Origin of the sequence: Flavobacterium ponti (genome assembly GCF_042652765.1) — a bacterium.
Taxonomy (GTDB): Bacteria; Bacteroidota; Bacteroidia; order Flavobacteriales; family Flavobacteriaceae; genus Flavobacterium; species Flavobacterium ponti.
The window spans coordinates 567372-586324 of record NZ_JBHSGW010000025.1 but is presented as its reverse complement, the minus strand read 5'-3'; the positions used below and the strand labels follow the sequence as shown (position 1 = coordinate 586324).

Annotated in this window: 15 protein-coding genes; 7 read left to right on the top strand and 8 right to left on the bottom strand. The window is 30.6% G+C overall.

The genetic code is table 11. From position 1 onward, the window contains the following. The 7 genes from ACFO3U_RS11035 to ACFO3U_RS11005 form a co-directional block, all read left to right on the top strand. The coding region (locus ACFO3U_RS11035; protein ID WP_379742065.1) for a T9SS type A sorting domain-containing protein at positions 1-353 on the top strand (353 nt) is incomplete at its 5' end. 135 nt (positions 354-488) lie between these two features. After that, positions 489-4622, top strand: coding sequence for a fibronectin type III domain-containing protein (locus ACFO3U_RS11030; RefSeq protein WP_379742062.1), 4134 nt, complete (start codon positions 489-491; stop codon positions 4620-4622). A gap of 83 nt (positions 4623-4705) precedes the next feature. Next, on the top strand, positions 4706-6907 hold the full coding sequence (locus ACFO3U_RS11025; RefSeq protein WP_379742059.1) for a T9SS type A sorting domain-containing protein: 2202 nt from the start codon (positions 4706-4708) through the stop codon (positions 6905-6907). A gap of 57 nt (positions 6908-6964) precedes the next feature. Continuing rightward, positions 6965-7957, top strand: coding sequence for a glycosyltransferase family 2 protein (locus ACFO3U_RS11020; RefSeq protein ID WP_379742056.1), 993 nt, complete (start codon positions 6965-6967; stop codon positions 7955-7957). A 2-nt stretch (positions 7958-7959) separates the two neighbouring features. Further along, positions 7960-8538: a dephospho-CoA kinase gene (gene coaE / locus ACFO3U_RS11015; RefSeq protein ID WP_379742053.1), complete on the top strand. Its 579-nt coding sequence runs from the start codon at positions 7960-7962 to the stop codon at positions 8536-8538. Positions 8539-8614: 76 nt separating this feature from the next. Beyond that, positions 8615-10198, top strand: coding sequence for a sensor histidine kinase (locus ACFO3U_RS11010; protein ID WP_379742050.1), 1584 nt, complete (start codon positions 8615-8617; stop codon positions 10196-10198). A 29-nt stretch (positions 10199-10227) separates the two neighbouring features. Then, positions 10228-10929, top strand: a complete 702-nt coding sequence (locus ACFO3U_RS11005; protein WP_379742047.1) for a response regulator transcription factor — start codon at positions 10228-10230, stop codon at positions 10927-10929. A 43-nt stretch (positions 10930-10972) separates the two neighbouring features. Here the strand turns inward: ACFO3U_RS11005 and ACFO3U_RS11000 are convergent, their stop codons facing one another. The 8 genes from ACFO3U_RS11000 to ACFO3U_RS10965 form a co-directional block, all read right to left on the bottom strand. After that, positions 10973-11710: an acyl-[acyl-carrier-protein] thioesterase gene (locus ACFO3U_RS11000; protein ID WP_379742044.1), complete on the bottom strand. Its 738-nt coding sequence runs from the start codon at positions 11708-11710 to the stop codon at positions 10973-10975. Then, positions 11700-12635: a tRNA (adenosine(37)-N6)-dimethylallyltransferase MiaA gene (miaA, locus tag ACFO3U_RS10995; RefSeq protein ID WP_379742041.1), complete on the bottom strand. Its 936-nt coding sequence runs from the start codon at positions 12633-12635 to the stop codon at positions 11700-11702. Before miaA ends, ACFO3U_RS11000 begins: the two co-directional genes overlap by 11 nt. Beyond that, the gene (locus tag ACFO3U_RS10990) at positions 12628-13458 is read right to left on the bottom strand and encodes an ion transporter (protein ID WP_379742037.1); all 831 of its coding nucleotides are present in this window, start codon (positions 13456-13458) and stop codon (positions 12628-12630) included. The genes miaA and ACFO3U_RS10990 overlap by 8 nt, the downstream gene beginning before the upstream one ends. Positions 13459-13477: 19 nt before the next feature. Further along, positions 13478-14839, bottom strand: coding sequence for an exonuclease domain-containing protein (locus ACFO3U_RS10985; RefSeq protein WP_379742088.1), 1362 nt, complete (start codon positions 14837-14839; stop codon positions 13478-13480). Positions 14840-14912: 73 nt separating this feature from the next. Next, a complete protein-coding gene (locus ACFO3U_RS10980) occupies positions 14913-15593 on the bottom strand; it encodes a YggS family pyridoxal phosphate-dependent enzyme (protein WP_379742034.1) in 681 nt (226 codons plus the stop codon). Positions 15594-15708: 115 nt separating this feature from the next. Continuing rightward, positions 15709-16926, bottom strand: a complete 1218-nt coding sequence (locus ACFO3U_RS10975) for a DUF1015 domain-containing protein (RefSeq protein WP_379742031.1) — start codon at positions 16924-16926, stop codon at positions 15709-15711. A 65-nt stretch (positions 16927-16991) separates the two neighbouring features. Then, entirely contained in the window at positions 16992-17882 is an 891-nt protein-coding gene (locus ACFO3U_RS10970) for a 3-hydroxyacyl-CoA dehydrogenase family protein (protein ID WP_379742028.1), read from the bottom strand. 54 nt (positions 17883-17936) lie between these two features. Further along, complete coding sequence (locus ACFO3U_RS10965; RefSeq protein WP_379742025.1) at positions 17937-18905, bottom strand: Gfo/Idh/MocA family protein; 969 nt, start codon at positions 18903-18905, stop codon at positions 17937-17939. Positions 18906-18953: the final 48 nt, after the last annotated feature.

The following is an 18953-nucleotide window of genomic DNA, read 5'->3' as shown; positions in this document are numbered from 1 at the left end:
TTACACCAGCAACATCAGGTGTTTATTATTTTGGATTCAATGCTCATTCAGCTGCAGATCAATATAACTTATATGTTGATAATATTAATGTGGATGTATTCTTGAATTCAAATAATTTTGATAATTCAAGTTTTGTAGCATATCCAAATCCTGTAAAAGATGTATTAAATTTATCTTACTCGTCAGAAATTACATCAGTTAAAGTGATTAATTTATTAGGTCAAGAAGTTATTTCAAGAAAAGTTGGAAGTACTTCAACTCAAATTGACATGACTGCATTAACTGCAGGAGCTTATATAGTAAACCTTACTATTGGTGATGTTACTAAAACAATCAAAGTAATTAAGCAATAGTTTAAAAAATAAAAATTTTATGAAAGAAAACTGTTCCTTATCAAGGAGCAGTTTTTTTTTAACAAAAAAAAAATCAATTGTTATTTTTGATACTTTTGTTATCTATTAACTTATCATTAACAAACAATTAAATTTATGAAAAAAATTACACTTCTTATAGTGTTTTTGTTGACTTCTATTTATGCACATTCACAGGTTGTAGCATATTCATTTAGTCAGTCAACAGGAACCTATACCGAAATTACCGGAGGAACTTTATTGGGCTCCGAAACTTCAGATGATCAACGTTTTGTTGATCCTGCAATTCCTTTAGGTGGTACTACTTTAACAGGAGTTGGTCTACCTATTGGTTTTAATTTTATTTTCAATAATGTTAGCTATGATCGATTTGCAGTAAATACCAATGGATGGATTTCTTTTGGTATGTCTTCATTAGGTGCAAATGCTGTAAATATGAACACTACAAGTGCTTACACACCAATAAGTTCGACAGTTACAACAGTTTCAGACGACTTAGTAGCAAGAATTTCAGGATTGGGAAGAGATTTACAAGCACAAACAGGTTCTACTTTACGTTACGAATTAATTGGTTCAGCCCCTAATCAAACGTTAGTGATTCAATTTAAAAACTTTAGAAAGTATAACAATACTGGAGATATTTTTAATTTTCAAATTCGTTTGCATGAAACAACAAATGTTATAGAAGTTGTCTATGGTTCAATGACTAATAATGCTACATCAAGTACTTATGAAGTAGGTTTAAGAGCTAATCCTGCTGGTGTTGCTTCTAATTTTAACAGTAGAACCTCCACAACTTCTTGGTCTACTACGACATCTAGTTTAGCTGCAAATAATTCTATAACAATGAATGCTACAATTATTCCAAGTAGCGGATTAACTTTTGTATGGACACCCCCAACTTGTCCAGGATCAACAGGATTAACAGTTACTACATTAACAAATGACTCTGCATCTGTTTCATGGGTAGAACCAATGCCAGTTCCATCAAACGGTTATGAATATGTAATTACTTCAACAGCTGGTTTACCTTCAGGATCAGGTATTGCTTCAGCAACAAATTCAATTACCGCATCTTCTCTAACATCAAATACAACATACTATGTTTATGTGAGATCTAATTGTGGTTCTTCATTTGGAAATTGGATTCTTAGTGGAACTTTCAAAACTTTATGTGATAACGTAACAGATTTTGTTGAGAATTTTGATTCATGGCCTTCAAGCACAACTAGTTTACCTGATTGTTGGAGTAAAGTTGGCTCAGGAAATGTTTACATAACTACAGGTGGTGCTGCTCCAATGTCTCCCCTAAATAGGTTATACATGAATGTAGGAACAACTACTACTGCACATGCTGTTATGCGTCCTGTATCAAATTTACAAGCTAACACTCATAGACTTAGGTTTAAAGCATATGCTACTACAGCTAATAAAGTTTTAAGTGTTGGTTATTTTACTATACCAGGGAATGAGGCATCTTATGTAGAGATTGAACCTTTGCAATTGCCTAGTACAGCATTAGCTAGTACTCAAGAATTTACAATAATCCCAACATCAATTCCTGCTGGAATTACTCAACTAGTAATTAAAATAGATCAGACAACACCAGCAGCTACAACTGTTTATATTGATGATGTTAAATGGGAAGTAAATTCTTCATGTGTTGAACCAACTGCTTTAATCGCTTCAGCAATTTCTAATTCTGGAGCAACTTTGGGTTGGACAAATGGAGGTTCAGAAACTATTTGGGACATTCAATACGGTTTAAATAATTTTGCTTTAGGAACAGGAACAACGATTACAGGAGTTACTTCTAATCCTTATATATTGTCAGGATTGACTTCTAATACTACATATCAATTTTATGTAAGAGGGGTTTGTTCTGGTCCTACAATTAGTTCTTGGTCTGGCCCTTACACATTTAAAACTCAATGTGATGATTTAACAGATTATTTAGAAACTTTTGATACTTATCCTTCTAGTACAACTAGTTTGCCTGATTGTTGGAGTAGAGGAGGAAACTCTACAAGTACTTATATTACAACTGGTGCTGTTGCTCCAATGTCACCATCAAATAGACTATATATGTTTGCCAGTGGTACAGCAACACCTCCTACTGAAGGTTATGCTATTTTACCAGCTGTTTCAAATTTGCAAGCAGGAACACATAGATTAAAATTTAAAGCTTTTGCAACTGCTGCAGGTAGACCATTGGAAATTGGATATTTAACTGATCCTAGCGATGTAACTACATTTATCCAATTACAAGAAATAACATTACCTTCTACAGTTATTGCTAATACTCAAGAATTTATAATTGTACCTACAGGAATACCTACAGGAGTTAAAAATCTGTGTATTAAAAACCCAGGTTTTCCTGGTGGTTCTACAACAGCTTACATAGATGATGTAGCTTGGGAATTAATTCCAGCTTGTTCAAATCCAACAAATACTTCATCTAGTGCAGTTATATCGAACCAAGCAACAATCGCTTGGTTAAGTGGTTCGAGTGCAACTTCTTGGGAAATTGAATATGGTCCAACTGGCTTTACTTTAGGAACTGGAACTGTTGTTCCTGCTTCAACTAATCCATTTACACTTACAAGTTTAACACCTCAGACTGTTTACCAATATTATGTTAGATCAATTTGTGCAGGACCAGTAACAAGTTCTGAATCGCTTGTTGGAACTTTTACAACTTTATGTGCACCTTTTACACCTTATTATGCTCAAGATTTTGCAACTTTTCCTCCTTCATGCTGGAATAGATCTGATGCAGGAAATCCTACAACTGGACCAACAGGAACAGGAACAGGAATTTGGTTTGCTGATGGATTTTTAAATTCAGGAACTACAGGTGCAATTAAGGTAAATCTATATTCTAATAATAGAATTGGATGGATGATTTCTCCACTATTTGATTTAAGTGCTGGTGGATATAGAGTAAAACATGATGTAGCAGTTACTGTTTGGAATGGAACAGGAGCAATAACTATGGGATCAGATGATGTTGTTTCACTTTTAATGTCAATTGATGGTGGTGCAACTTGGACAACTATAGAGGAATATAATGCAACAAACTCTCCAGCCAATGCTTCAAATACAGAAATATATGATATTTCAACAGTTACATCTTCATCAGTTTTATTTGCTTATTACGCAACAGATGGAACAGTAGATGATGCTGCAGATTATGATTTTTTCATTGATAATTTTGTTGTTGAAACAATTCCAACTTGTGTTGAACCTACTTTAGTTTCTGCAAGTAATATTACCGCTACTTCAGCAAGTTTTTCTTGGACACAAGGTAGTTCAAATACAAATTGGGAATATGTATTGCAACCACAAGGAACAGGAATGCCAACCACTAATGGAACAGCAACTTCTTCAAATCCTCTAAGTGTATCATCTTTAACAGCTAATACAGCATATGAATTTTGGATAAGAACAGATTGTACAGTAGCTAGTAATGGATTTAGTATTTGGGTTGGTCCATTTAATTTTTCTACAGCATGTGATGCAACAAATGTACCTTATGTTATGGATTTTGAAACAGCAACAGTTCCAGCTTTACCTAGTTGTACTTCGCAAGAAAATGTTGGTTCTGGTAATTTATGGGCAATTGCAAATAATCCTGGATACGGTTTTACAACAAAAGCATTACGCTATACTTACAATACTTCAAGTGCTGCTAATGTTTGGTTTTATACTCAAGGAATAAACCTTGTAGGAGGAACAACTTATGCTATTACATTTGATTATGGTTCTACTGGAACAACTTTCCCTGAGAAATTGAAAGTTGCTTATGGAACTTCTGAAAGTGCAGCTGCAATGACGAATCCTCTTGCTGATTATCCTAATGTAGTTAATAGTACACCTTTGAATAGTTCGGTTCAATTTACTCCTGCTACTTCTGGAATATATTACTTTGGTTTTAATGCATATTCTACAGCAGATCAATTTTATTTATTAGTTGATAACATAAATGTAGATGTATTCTTAAATTCAAATACTTTTGATAACTCAAGTTTTGTAGCTTATCCAAATCCAGTTAAAGATGTTTTAAATTTATCTTATTCTTCAGAAATCTCTTCTGTTAAAGTGATTAATTTATTAGGTCAAGAAGTTATTTCAAGAAAAGTTGAAAATAATTCAACTCAAATTGATATGACTAGTTTAACTGCTGGAGCTTATATTGTAAACGTTACTGTTGGTGATGTTACTAAAACAATCAAAGTTATTAAGCAATAGATAATTTATTTTTTATAAAAATAAAGCGACTTCTTTTTAGGAGTCGCTTTTTTTAATACATTTGAACTGAAAAACAAATGTTTATGAAAAAAATTACGATACTCATAATTTGTCTTATTTCTCTAAAATTATTTTCTCAAGTTTCAATTTCAGAAGATTTCAATGCCTCAACTTCTTTGCCAACAGGGTGGACTGCAAGTAGATATTCTGGTTCTGCAAATCAATCATGTAATGGAAATTCCTTCAGATGTAGTTTATATGCAGGAACAACTTCTTCAACAGGATGGTTATCAACTCCAAACTATACTTCCATATCAAATGGACTAAATGTTATTGTTACATTTGATTATAAAGTAATAAATTTTTCAGGGACTAATGTCGCAACTCCTGCTGGTTGGGGAAATTTACAAGTTCAGATGTCTCAAGACAATGGTAGTAGTTGGGTAACTCAATTCACAATTAATGATACAAATCACACAGTAAGTAACATTTGTGCAAATAAATCATTTACAATTCCTTCAAGTTTAGTTCCAAACGGTTCAAATTTTAAATTAAGATTTTTATCTACTTGGACAGCTGGTGATTATTATTTTTATATTGATAATGTTAATGCATCTCAAAGTGCTTCAGTGCCTAATTGTAATGCATTAATGACTATACCAACTAATTTAGCAACAAATGTTAGTGAAACTACAAATTTAGTATGGTCTGCAGCCACAGGTTTTCCTACAGGATATTTTTTGAGTGTTGGAACAACATCTGGAGGAACAGAAATCGTAAATAATCAAAATGTTGGAAATGTAACTTTTTATGATTTACCTGTTTTAGCATATTCTACAACTTACTATGTAACTATAACATCATATAATGGAAATGGAAATGCAACTGGTTGTACTCAATATTCATTTACAACAAATGCTGCTCCACCTTTAGGAAATGTATGTGAAAACCCAATTATAATTTCGTCATTACCATATAATGTAACAGATAATACCTCAAGTTATGCAGATGATTATTCTGGAGGACAAGGTTCAAATTGCGGTAGTAATACACAATTCTATCTAGATGGAGATGATGTAGTTTATAAATATACTGCAACATCAACTGGTTTTATTAATATCAATTTAACACCTTTAACAAGTTCTGACATTTATTCAGGAATTTTTATTTATGGAAGTTGTGCAGATATTGGAACAAACTGCTTGGCTGGTGTTGCAAATGGAACATCTAATCCTAGAATTATTTCTCAATTTCCAATTACTAATGGACAATCTTATTACTTTGTAATATCATCTTATCCATCACCACAATCTATTGCTTATACACTAGATGTTCAAATAGCAACTTGTACAAATCCTTCAGCAACTTATACAATTATTCCTGATTGTACAAATGGGAATACTCAATTTTTTGTTACTACAAATGTCACCAGTTTTGGTTCTGCCTCATCAGTTACAGTATCAGATAACTTAGGAAGTGCTCCAATTAGTTTAACTTCTTTAGGAAATGTTCAATTAGGACCTTTTCAAAATGCAACATCTGTTTTAATTTCGGTTACAAATAATCAAGATTCTTCATGTGTGCTTACAAGTCCATTTTTAACACAATCCAGTTGTCCACCAGTAAATGATGATTGTAATGGAGCCATTAATTTAATTGCTGGAAATAGTTTTACTCAAAATGAAATTACATCTGCAAATTATGGAGCTTTAGCATCAACAGTGCCTAATCCAGGTTGTACAGGTTCCGTTTTTTTAGATGTTTGGTATAAAGTCACTGTTCCATCTACGGGAAATATTACATTGGAAACCAAACAAGAACCTGGTGGTTTGTCTGATACTGGAATGGCATTATATGCTGGAAGTTGTACAAATTTAACTTTATTACAATGTGATAATGATAGTGGTTCTGATCCATTTCATGCAAAAATTACTTTAACAGGAAGAACTCCTGGAGAAATTATTTATGCAAGAGTTTGGGATTTTGGAGGAAATGATTTTTCATTATTTAGAGTTTCTGCTTATGACGGAGCTTTGAGTACAACTGATTTTGATTCAAATAGTTTTAGTTCTTTTCCAAATCCAGTGAAAGATTATTTTAAGATAAGTTACTCGTCAAGAATATCATCTGTTAAAATTACAAATACTTTAGGGCAAGAAGTTTTTGTTCAAAAAATTAATGAAAAGGAAGCCACATTAGATTTGTCAAAATTAGCTGTTGGTAATTATATAGTTACCCTAACCATTGATGATTTCATAAAGACTCTAAAAATTGTTAAACAATAATCTATAAAGCCACTTTTTTTAAAGTGGTTTTTTTTAGAATTAAAGTATCTTTGCCATATGAATTTTTCGTTTATCATACCAGTTTTTAATCGTCCAGAAGAAACAAAAGAACTTTTAGAGAGTTTGTCCATTCAAACTGATTTAGGTTTTGAGGTTGTTATTATTGAAGATGGTTCAAAAAACACTTCAGAAGATGTTATAAAAGCATTTTCTTCTAAATTAAATATTTTGTATTTGTTTAAAGAAAATTCTGGACCTGGAGATTCTAGAAATTATGGCATGAAAAGAGCTTCTGGTGATTATTTTATCATTTTAGATTCAGATTGTATACTTCCAACTGCTTATTTTGAAAATGTGAAAACAGCTTTACAACAAAATTATGTGGATTGTTTTGGTGGACCAGACAAAGCTTTGGATAGTTTTTCAAACGTTCAAAAAGCCATCAATTATGCCATGACTTCTTTCTTCACAACCGGAGGAATTCGTGGTGGAAGCGAAAAAGTAGAAAAATTTCAACCTAGAAGTTTCAATATGGGTTTATCTAAAAAAGCATTTGAAGATTCAAACGGTTTTGGAAATATCCATCCGGGTGAAGACCCAGATTTATCAATTCGACTTTGGAAAAAAGGTTATAAAACAACTTTAATCAAAGAGGCTTTTGTATATCACAAAAGAAGAATAGATTGGAGTAAATTTTATACACAAGTCAATAAATTTGGAAAAGCTAGACCAATTTTAGATTCATGGTATCCTGAATATTCAAAAATCACTTTTTGGTTTCCTTCATTATTCTTGATGGGAATTGTATTTACAGTTGTAATGTTATTTTTTCAATTTTATTTACCAATTTTTACACTCTTTGCATACTTTTTGATGCTATTTATAGATAGTTCAATAAAAAACAAAAATATCAACGTTGGAATTTTGTCGGTTATTGCAACAATTATTCAATTTTATGGATATGGTAAAGGGTATTTATTGTCATTCATTAAAGTTAAACTAATGAAAAAAGAACCTAAAAAAGCTTTTCCAGAATTATTTTTTAAATAAATATGACAAAGATTATTGGCTTAACAGGAGGAATTGGTAGTGGAAAAACTACTGTTGCAAACTATTTATTAGAGCATAATATTCCTGTTTATATTGCTGATGATGAAGCTAGAAAAATTACTGATTCAAAAAAAGTAATTGAAAAAATTGTGGCTCTTTTTGGTAATGAAGTTTTAGAAAACAATAAAATCAACAGAGCATCATTAGCCAAAATTGTTTTTAAGGATAAAGAAAAATTAGCTCAACTCAACGCTATAATTCATCCTGAAGTAAAAAAACATTTTAAAAAATGGTTAAAGAATAAGATAGATCATAAATTTGTGGTAAAAGAATCTGCAATTTTGTTTGAATCAGGTTCATATCTTGATTGTGATGCTATTATTTTGGTAACAGCTCCATTAGAAATTCGCATTGAAAGAACAATGAAACGTGACAATTCTGATAGAGAAACTGTTATGCAACGAATTAATAATCAAATGTCTGAAGAAGAAAAGGTTGCAAAAAGTGATTATATTATTCAAAATATTTCTTTAGAAAACACGTATGTTCAATTAAATGATTTGTTAAAAAAATTAAAATAACATAATCTACTTCCTTTTTGTTAATGTTTGGTTAATGTATATTCATTAATTATGTTAAAATACTAAATTTGTATTGATGAACAAAGCGAGATTTAGAATATTGGTTTTTTTTATGAGTGTTTCATTAATAGGACTGATAGTTATTAAGTTTTATTGGATAAACCTGTTGTTACAAAAAAACAATGAACAGTTTAAACAACACGTACAGCAAGTTATTGGAAATGTATCACAAAAAATCAATGATAGAGAGTTTTATACTTTTTATAAGCGATTTAATCAAATGGCTGATAGTCTTGGAAAACTACCTAAGCAAAGTGATATTAGAAATTTTTATTATATCTCAAAGAATAATAATACAAACGAAACCATAATTTATTCCAATTCAATAATACCTCAAGATTTCGATATAAAAGGTACGTTCTTTGACAATAAAGCAGATTCATCATCAATTAAATCCTATGTTGCAGAACGTAAAACTGAAGTTTACAATGCTAATGCAATTGATAATTCATCCATTGGTTTAAGGAATACACCAGACGTAACAATTGAAAATAAAGGAAATTTAGACATTTTAGATAGAGCACAATATGAAATTGCATTTAAGGATGTAATGGCTCAAAAATCACTTTATGAACGATTGTCAAAAGATGACTTAGAACGGATTTTGTTCAACGAATTGAATAAATACGAAGTTAAAACACCTTTTGAGTTCAGTGTTTATAATAATGGATTGGCTACTAAGTTAAAATCAGATAACTTCAATTATGATAAAGAAAACACGTATGGAGTTCCAATTTTTCAAGATATAGATGGAAATAGTCGCTATCAATTATTAGTTACTTTTCCTCAAAAGAGTAAATACGTTTTATCTTCTATATTTTGGGTTGTAGCTCTTTCATTGTTGCTGACTTTGATAATTATTTTAACTTATGCAAGTGCTTTGAAACAGTTGATTACTCAGAAGCAAATTTCTGAAATTAAGTCAGATTTCATTAATAACATGACACACGAGTTTAAAACTCCAATTGCTACAATAAATTTAGCATTGGATGCCATTAAAAACCCCAAAATTATTGATGATAAAGAAAAAGTACAGCGATATCTTCAAATGATAAAGGATGAAAATAAAAGAATGCACGCTCAAGTTGAAAATGTGCTTCGAATTTCAAAATTAGAGAAGAAAGAACTAGATATTAATAAAGAACCACACAATGTTCATGAAATTATTGAAGATGCAGTGGAACACATTGGTTTAATTGTTGAAGATAGAGAAGGAGAAGTTACAACTAACTTTGAAGCAACTAGAACAACTGCTTTATTAAACGATTCACACTTTACAAATGTGATAGTAAATATATTAGACAATGCTATAAAGTATTCTGTTGAACGTCCAATTATAAATATTCATACAGAAAATGTAAGAGATTTTATCTTGATAAAAATAAAAGATAACGGAATAGGAATGAGTAAAGTAGCTCAGAAAAAAGCTTTTGATAAGTTTTTTAGAGAACATACTGGAGACGTTCATAACGTAAAAGGACATGGTTTAGGCTTGTCTTACGTAAAGCAAATTATAGATGACCATAACGGTTATATTTCGGTTGAAAGTGAAAAAGGAAAAGGAAGTACTTTTACCATTAAAATGCCAATTATTAATTAAAAGAAGAATAAGAAAATAAAAAAAATACTATGGAAAATTTAAAGAAAATATTACTAGTAGAAGATGATCCAAATTTTGGAGCAATACTAAAAGATTATTTAATGCTAAATGATTTTGAAGTAACTCATGCTAAAAACGGAATGGAAGGTTTTGAAAAATTCAAAAAAGATACTTTCGATTTGTGTATTTTAGATGTGATGATGCCCTATAAAGATGGATATACTTTAGCAAGAGAAATTCGCGAAAAAAACCAAGATGTGCCAATTGTATTTTTAACAGCTAAATCTATGAAAGAAGATGTGTTAAAAGGCTACAAAGTTGGTGCTGATGATTATTTGAATAAACCTTTTGATAGTGAAGTTCTATTAATGAAAATCAAAGCAATTATTCAAAGAAAAAGTGCTGAAACAAAACCAGATTCTACAGTTTTTGAATTCAATATCGGTAAATTCCACTTAAATTCTAAATTAAGACAATTGTCTTTTGATGGTGGAGAACCAACAAAATTGTCTCCAAAAGAATGCGAATTACTTAAGATGTTAGCGTTACATGAAGATGATGTCATGCCAAGAGAATTAGCACTTACAAAAATATGGAGAGATGATAACTATTTTACTTCAAGAAGTATGGATGTGTATATTGCCAAACTTAGAAAATACTTAAAACCAGATGAAAATGTAGAAATACTTAATATTCATGGTGAAGGATTTAGATTAGTTGTTAAGAAATAAATGATCCTGCAATATCAAAAGCTCTAAGAAATTAGGGCTTTTTTTATGTCCACTCAATTTTCAAAGCATAAGCCACTTTGTCTTTTTTTGAAAGTGTAAAAATACTTTCATTTTCATGTGAATTGCATTTAATTTCAGCTTCATCATTTAAGTTTAATTCTCGCATAAAATTCATATCAAAAGCTTTGACTTTGCTCATTAAAAGATTTTTAGGATTTTCATAATCCAAACACCATTCTAGGTATTTAACATTATTAGCATGATTGACTATATCTAAATCAGAAAAAGCAACAGTTCTATTTCCAATTTTTTCAATAACATCATCAGTATTTATTTTTTCAGTTGGTTTGATGGTTGCATTGGTGTCAAATCTTTCAAAATGTTCATGACTCAACGCTAAGGTATCAGGTCTTCTTGTTTTGGTATTTATGGTAACCCAATACGTTTCACAGCCTACAATTTTTTCATTATTCAAATACATTTCCAAACAACGAGTCGAACGTGAATTTTCTAGTGATTTTATCCAAGTTTTCATTACAATTTTATCTCGCCATTTGGGTAATTTGCTAATTTCAACTCGCATTCTACTCAAAACCCAAGCTTGGTCATGTCTTTGCAAATCCGAATAACTAATTCCTCCTAAATCAGCGTGATTTCCAGCTGTTATTTGAATAAAATTGCATAAATCAGTATATTTTAATAAACCGTTTGAATAACAATTTAAAAAAGTAAGTTCGAATTCTTGTTCGTATATTGAGGTAAAATTGGGATTAATCTGCATGCTGTATTTTTTCTGAAATTGTATTTATAATTGTTGAAGTTTCTGTTTGAAAATCAAACCAAATAGTATCTTCATTTCGTTTGAACCAAGTCAATTGACGCTTGGCAAATCTTCTAGTATTCATTTTTATTTGTTCAATGGCAAAATCTAAAGTTGTTTTCCCATCGAAATAATCAAACAATTCTCTATAACCAACCGTTTGTAAAGCATTCAATTCTTTATTTGGATATACATTTTTTGCTTCTTCAAGTAAACCTTCGCTCATCATGATGTCAACTCTTTGATTGATTCTGTTGTACATGATTTCTCTTTCAGCTTCTAACCCAACAATAATTGGAGTAAAATTTCTTTGATTTTTCTTTTGATTCAAAAACGAAGAATATGGCAAATTAGAAGCCAAACAAACTTCTACAAAGCGCATCATTCGTTGCGGATTTTGTAACGTTTGGGGATTTTCTTTTAAAAGAGTAGAGTAGTAGTTGTTATCTAATGCTTGTAATTTTTCCTGAAGAAATTCAAGACCTTTTTCTTCATATTGATTTCTTACTTTTTCACGAATTTCATTAGGAACTTCAGGAAAATCATCAAAACCTTGTAAAATAGCATTCACATATAATCCAGAACCACCAACTACAATTTGTATGTGATTTTTCTGGAATAATTCGTCTAATTTGGCAATCGCTTCTTTTTCAAAATCTCCAACAGAATAATTCTCAAAAATTGATTTATTTTGTATAAAATGATGTTTTGCAGCAGCTAATTCTTCATCATTGGGAACAGCTGTGCCAATTTTCATTTCTTTAAAAAACTGACGACTATCGCACGAAAGTATCTCACAACCAAAATGTTGAGCTAATTTTATACTCAAAGCTGTTTTTCCAATAGCTGTTGGACCAACGATAAAAATCAAATAGTTTTTAGACATCAGTTAATGTATTTCCGCAATGATAACAAAATTTTGCATTGTCTCTATGATCTTCCGTTCCACAACTCGAACATGGATTTTTAGGATTTGAATTTCTAGCTTTATTGGCAAACTCTGCAGAAACAATTCCGGTTGGAACTGCAATAATTCCATAACCTAAAATCATTACTAAAGTGGCAATAATTTGACCAATAGTAGTTACTGGAGCAATATCTCCATAACCAACAGTTGTAAGGGTTACAATACACCAATAGATACTTCTTGGAATACTGGTGAAGCCACTTTTTGGACCTTCTATAACAAACATCAAAGCTCCAAGTAAAATTGAAATGACAAGTACAAAATAAATAAAAACAATGATTTTTGACTGACTTGCTTTCAAAGCTAATTTTAAATTGGAAGCTTGACCAGTAAAATGAGCTAAATTCAATATTCTGAATAAACGGAGCAATCTTAATGCTCTAACTATTGATAAGATTTTTGTTCGTGGAAAAAAGAACGACAAATACATAGGTAAAATCGAAATTAAATCGATAATTCCATAAAAGCTAAAAATATATTTTAAAGGTTTTTTGATTGAAATGATACGAAGTATGTATTCAATAGTGAAGAAAACCGTAATAATCCATTCAGAATAATAAAGTAAATCGTGGTATTTGTTGTCTAATTCTTTTACAGATTCTAGCATGACTAAAACCACACTCAAAAGAATTAAACCTAATAAAATTAAATCAAAAAGTTTTCCTGCAAATGTGTTAGTACCATAAATGATAACATGAACTTTCTTTTGAAATTTTTCCCAATTTGAGTTAGTTTCTTCCATAAAAGCAAATATACAATAATTAAAATTTTACAATTTTAAGATTTTTGTTTTTTCGCAAATAAGATTGAATAATAGAAATTGTATCTCTATTACTTTGCATAGGAATTATTAAGTTTCGAAGAATTTCGATGTTGTTGATTTGGTAATTTAAATCATAAAAACAATAGCCTTTGTAGATGCCATTTTCAATGAGAACGGCACTTCTTTCAGAATTAGTTCTTCCTTTGTCAATGATGACCATGCTGTTGTTTTCAAACGAATTATTTTGAATAAATTCTTGTACTCTTTTATTGTAGTCTTCAGGATTTTCTTTGCCAATACAAGCACCAAAACATTGTTTGATGTCATATTGAAAACAACTTTTTTTGGTATCATAAATGCCATTTATTTTCTGACATAAATTATACTTTTCAGTGATTTTGAACAAAGCATTTTTTCCTTCTTGAAGTGAAGTAAAGGAAGTTATTTCTTTTTTACGACCATCTGTTTTTTCTACTTTAAGGGCAATATAACCTTCTTTCGTCTTTTCTGAATAAAGTGCCCAATTGAATAACGTTTTTCGTTGAGCTCTATTGAAAATAGGCTTATTGATTTTAATTTCTTCACTTTCTTTTAAAAGAGCAATCAATTCAGAACCTGTTTCTTCATAAGTAACAGCATAAACTTGAGCCTGAATTTTTATAGATTTAGAAACTTTAGACGTAAAATGTTGGCTAATCCTATTCTTGATATTTTTACTTTTTCCAATGTAAATTAAATCACCTTTTTCATTGTGAATGTAATAAATTCCAGTTTTAGAAGGTAAGCTCTCAACAATATCTAGAAGTTTTGGAGCCATTCCTGGTTTTACTTCTGTTTTAATGTATTCTTTTACGATTTCTTTGGTAGTATCTTTTGAAAGCAAAAGTTTGAAAAGTTTCACAGTTGCCAAAGCATCACCACTTGCTCTATGTCTATCAGTAACTGGAATTCCTAACGAACGAACCAATTTTCCTAAACTATACGAAGCTTGTTCTGGAAGTAATTTTTTAGATAATTCAACCGTACAAATTGTTGGACGAATGTATTTATAACCCAAACGGTCAAATTCGGTTCTTAAAATTCTATAATCAAATGAGGAATTGTGAGCTACAACAATGCAACCTTCAGTAATTTCTATGATTCGTTTGGCAACTTCATAAAATTTAGGAGCAGAACGCAACATTGCATTGTTAATTCCAGTCAATTTTACCACAAAAGGCTGAATTGGTTTTTCGGGATTAACAAGACTAATGAATTGATCAATTACTTCGTGTCCATTGTATTTGTAAATAGCAATTTCTGTAATTCCTTCTTCATTAAATTGACCACCAGTAGTTTCTATGTCTATGATTGCGTAAATCTTTCTTTTTCTTTAAAGTTGCAAAGAAACAAAGTTACAAAGTTGGAAGGTATTTTTGCTATCTTTTTACTATTTATTTTGTATAATTTCTATTCCCAAAAATACTACTTCCAATTCTAACCATAGTACTTCCACATTCAACGGCTAGTTTATAGTCACCTGACATTCCCATTGAAATAGTTGTTGGTTGGTAGTTGTTGGTTGTTTGTAAAGTTTGTAATCTATCAAAAATAGATTTTAAATGTAAAAATTCTTTTTTGATTTGAGTTTGATTTTCGGTGAAAGTTGCCATTCCCATTAAACCTGTAATTCTTATATTTTCTAATGATTTTTTGTCATTCTGAACTTGATTCAGAATCTCATCTAATTCATCATTATCCAAACCAAATTTTGTTTCTTCTTCAGCAATATGCATTTGTAATAAAACATCAATGATTCTATTGTGTTTTTTAGCTTGTTTGTTGATTTCTTTTAGCAATTTTAAACTATCAACACCATGAACCAAACTCACATATTCAGCCATATATTTAACCTTATTCGTTTGAACATGACCAATCATGTGCCATTGAATATCTTTGGGCATTTGCTCCCATTTTTCAGTCATTTCTTGGATTTTGTTTTCTCCAAAAATACGTTGGCCAGCTTCATAAGCTTCCATCAAATCACTAACAGGTTTTGTTTTGGAAACAGCAACGAGTGTTACATGATTAGGAAGTTGGGATTTTATGGTTTGTAGGTTGTTAGCTATTGACATTTTTTTGTTTTTTTGGAACACAGATTTAAGAAATTATAAAAATTTTTGAAATTTCTTAAATCTGTGTTCCTTTTTTGGTTTTTCTAAGTCTTAATTCTTCAATCTTAATACTTTATTACAATTCATACACAATCAAACCATTTCTAAACTTTGGTTCAATGTAAGTACTTTTAGGAGGCATAATTAAATTGTTATCAGCAAAGTCTTTAATTTCATTAATGTTCGATGGAAATAGCATAAATCCTACTTCATATTCACCTTCATCAACGACTTGTTTTATAGCTGTAATAGATTGTTTTCCTGAAATATAATCAATTCTTTCGTCATTTCTTAAATCTTCGATTCCTAATATAGGATTTAATACTTTATCATATAGAATTTGGGCATCAAGATTTTCTAAAATACTCGTTTCATCATTACTTTTCTTATAAAATAATGCATAGAAATTCCCGTCTAAATACATTCCAAATTCAAATTTATCTTGAGGCTTCCAAAGTTCTTGGTCCTTGCTTTTGATAATGAAATTCTCTTCTAACTTTTCTAAAAAATCTAATTTTGAATAACCATTTAAATCACGAATAATTCGATTGTATTCATAGATTTTGACATTGCTTTCTGGAATCAAAAAACTCATGAAGTAACTCAAGTTTTTGTTATTCAAATGTTTATCTTGTTCGAATAGTAATTCAGCCGAAGCTGAACGATGATGTCCATCAGCAATATATAAATTAGGAATAGCTTCAAAATGTTCTTGTAACCAATTGATATCATGTTCTGTTTCAATTTTCCAAAGTGTATGTTTTTCTTTAGTGGTTGTGGAAAACTGATACAAAGGTTCGCTTTGTTTTTTTAGTAAAATCCAAGTATTCAACTCAACACTATCAGGATAAGTGATTAAAACAGGTTCAGTATTAAATTGGGTTTGATGCAAATAATCTTTGAACATTTCTACACGATATTGCAAGGTGTCTTCGTGTTTTTTAATCACATCATTTTGATAATCTTCTACTGAAGTTCCTGCAATTATTCCTGTGAATTTTTGCGTTTTCGATTCAATTTCGTACACATAAAAAACAGGTTTTTCTTCTTGTTCAAAAATATGTTCGTTTTTAAAATCTTGATACTTTAGAGCAACACCTTTAAAACGTTTGTCCAAACTAATCTTTTGCACATGAGCAAACGCAGGATTTATAACATGTAAGAAAGAATAAGGATTAAAGTTTAACCAAGCAGCAAGTTCAGCAGCACTATAATCATCATAATTTCTACAAGATACTAGCGCAACTTTATCAGATGCAGGACGAACAGCTTTAAATGGGATTATTTTGCTCATTTTTGAGTGATTAGTAATTAGTGATTAGTAACTAGCTATTCACTAATTACTAATCACTATTCACTTTATTTAGAAAATTGTTTTGAAACTTTCTCTGCTTTTCTACTTTCTGCATAATCATAGAAACCTTCACCAGATTTTGCACCTAATTTTCCAGCCATTACCATATTTACTAATAATGGGCAAGGAGCGTATTTTGGATTTTTGAAACCATCATACATTACGTTTAAGATTGAAAGACATACATCTAATCCAATAAAATCTGCTAATTGTAATGGTCCCATTGGGTGAGCCATTCCTAATTTCATAACTGTATCAATTTCTTCAACACCAGCAACACCATTGTATAGAGTTTCGATTGCTTCGTTTATCATTGGCATTAAGATTCTGTTGGCTACAAAACCAGGATAATCGTTAACTTCTGTTGGAGTTTTTCCTAATTTAACTGATAAATCCATGATAATTTTAGTCACTTCATCCGAAGTATTGTAACCACGAATGATTTCAACTAATTTCATGATTGGCACAGGATTCATAAAATGCATTCCAATTACACGTTCTGGATGAACTACTTGTGCAGCAATTTGCGTAATAGAAATTGAAGAGGTGTTTGAAGCTAAAATTACATTATGATCACAAGTATCACTCAATTGCTTGAAGATATTCATTTTTAAACCCACATTTTCAGTAGCAGCTTCTACAACTAAATCACAACCTACAACACCGTCTTTGATGTCTGTGTAAGTTATGATGTTTCCAATAGTTTTGTGTTTATCTTCTTCTGATATTGTTCCTTTTGAAACCATTCTGTCCAAGTTATTAGCAATGGTTGCCATTCCTTTTTCTAATGATTTTTCAGAAATATCGATTAATTTTACAGTAAATCCTGATTGAGCAAAGGTGTGAGCAATTCCGTTACCCATTGTTCCAGCTCCAATTACAGCTATTTGTTTCATTATTTATTTTTGTTTTTTTAGTTTTATTTGTTTCAGATAGTTTTCTGAAACTTATTATTTTTCATTCATCGAATCAATAATCATGTATGCTACTCTCAAAGCTTCAGTTCCATCTTCTAATGTTACAATTGGTGTTGAGTTATTATTGATTGCATCAGCGAAAGATTCCAATTCATCTAAAATCGCATTGTTTGGAGAAACTTCTGGATTATCAAAATAGATTTGTTTTTTCTCACCTTCAGCATTTTGTAATATCATATCAAAATCACCAGGAACTTCTGGAGCTTCTTTCATTTTTACGACTTCGCAAATTTTATCTAAATAATCAACTGATATGTAAGCATCTTTTTGAAAGAAACGGGATTTCCTCATATTTTTCATCGAGATTCTACTGGAAGTAATGTTGGCAACACAACCGTTTTCAAATTCAACACGAGCATTGGCAATATCTGGAGATTGACTCAAAACTGAAACACCACTTGCATGAACTGCTTTTACTTTTGATTTTACCACACTCAAAATAGCATCAATATCGTGAATCATTAAATCTAAAACCACAGGAACATCTGTACCTCTTGGGTTAAATTCAGCCAAACGATGCGTTTCAATAAACATTGGACTTTCAATTTGATTTTTCACAGCAATAAATGCAGGATTGAATCGTTCCACATGCCCAACTTGACCTTTAACGTTATATTCTTTAGCTAAAGAAATGATTTCTTCTGCTTCTTCAACTGTAGTTGAGATAGGTTTTTCAATAAAAACATGTTTACCAGATTTAATGGCAACTTTAGCACATTTATAGTGAGAAAGAGTAGGAGTTACAATATCAACAACATCAACTGCGTGAATTAATCTTGCGATTGTGTCAAATTGTTTGTAGCCAAATTCAGCAGCTACTTTTTTTCCGTTTTCCAAGTTGTCATCATAGAAACCAACTAATTCATATTTTTCTGATTGTTGTAATAATCGTAAATGTATTTTTCCAAGATGACCAGCACCTAAAACTCCGACTTTTATCATAAAATTAAAATTTCTCAAAAATACTAAATATAAAGGAAAATCCAATAG

Coding starts and splice junctions, on each gene's coding strand:
- ACFO3U_RS11030 (WP_379742062.1), top strand. CDS start 489: ATGAAAAAAATTACACTTCTTATAGTGTTTTTGTTGACTTCTATTTAT.
- ACFO3U_RS11025 (WP_379742059.1), top strand. CDS start 4,706: ATGAAAAAAATTACGATACTCATAATTTGTCTTATTTCTCTAAAATTA.
- ACFO3U_RS11020 (WP_379742056.1), top strand. CDS start 6,965: ATGAATTTTTCGTTTATCATACCAGTTTTTAATCGTCCAGAAGAAACA.
- coaE (WP_379742053.1), top strand. CDS start 7,960: ATGACAAAGATTATTGGCTTAACAGGAGGAATTGGTAGTGGAAAAACT.
- ACFO3U_RS11010 (WP_379742050.1), top strand. CDS start 8,615: ATGAACAAAGCGAGATTTAGAATATTGGTTTTTTTTATGAGTGTTTCA.
- ACFO3U_RS11005 (WP_379742047.1), top strand. CDS start 10,228: ATGGAAAATTTAAAGAAAATATTACTAGTAGAAGATGATCCAAATTTT.
- ACFO3U_RS11000 (WP_379742044.1), bottom strand. CDS start 11,710: ATGCAGATTAATCCCAATTTTACCTCAATATACGAACAAGAATTCGAA.
- miaA (WP_379742041.1), bottom strand. CDS start 12,635: ATGTCTAAAAACTATTTGATTTTTATCGTTGGTCCAACAGCTATTGGA.
- ACFO3U_RS10990 (WP_379742037.1), bottom strand. CDS start 13,458: ATGGAAGAAACTAACTCAAATTGGGAAAAATTTCAAAAGAAAGTTCAT.
- ACFO3U_RS10980 (WP_379742034.1), bottom strand. CDS start 15,593: ATGTCAATAGCTAACAACCTACAAACCATAAAATCCCAACTTCCTAAT.
- ACFO3U_RS10975 (WP_379742031.1), bottom strand. CDS start 16,926: ATGAGCAAAATAATCCCATTTAAAGCTGTTCGTCCTGCATCTGATAAA.
- ACFO3U_RS10970 (WP_379742028.1), bottom strand. CDS start 17,882: ATGAAACAAATAGCTGTAATTGGAGCTGGAACAATGGGTAACGGAATT.
- ACFO3U_RS10965 (WP_379742025.1), bottom strand. CDS start 18,905: ATGATAAAAGTCGGAGTTTTAGGTGCTGGTCATCTTGGAAAAATACAT.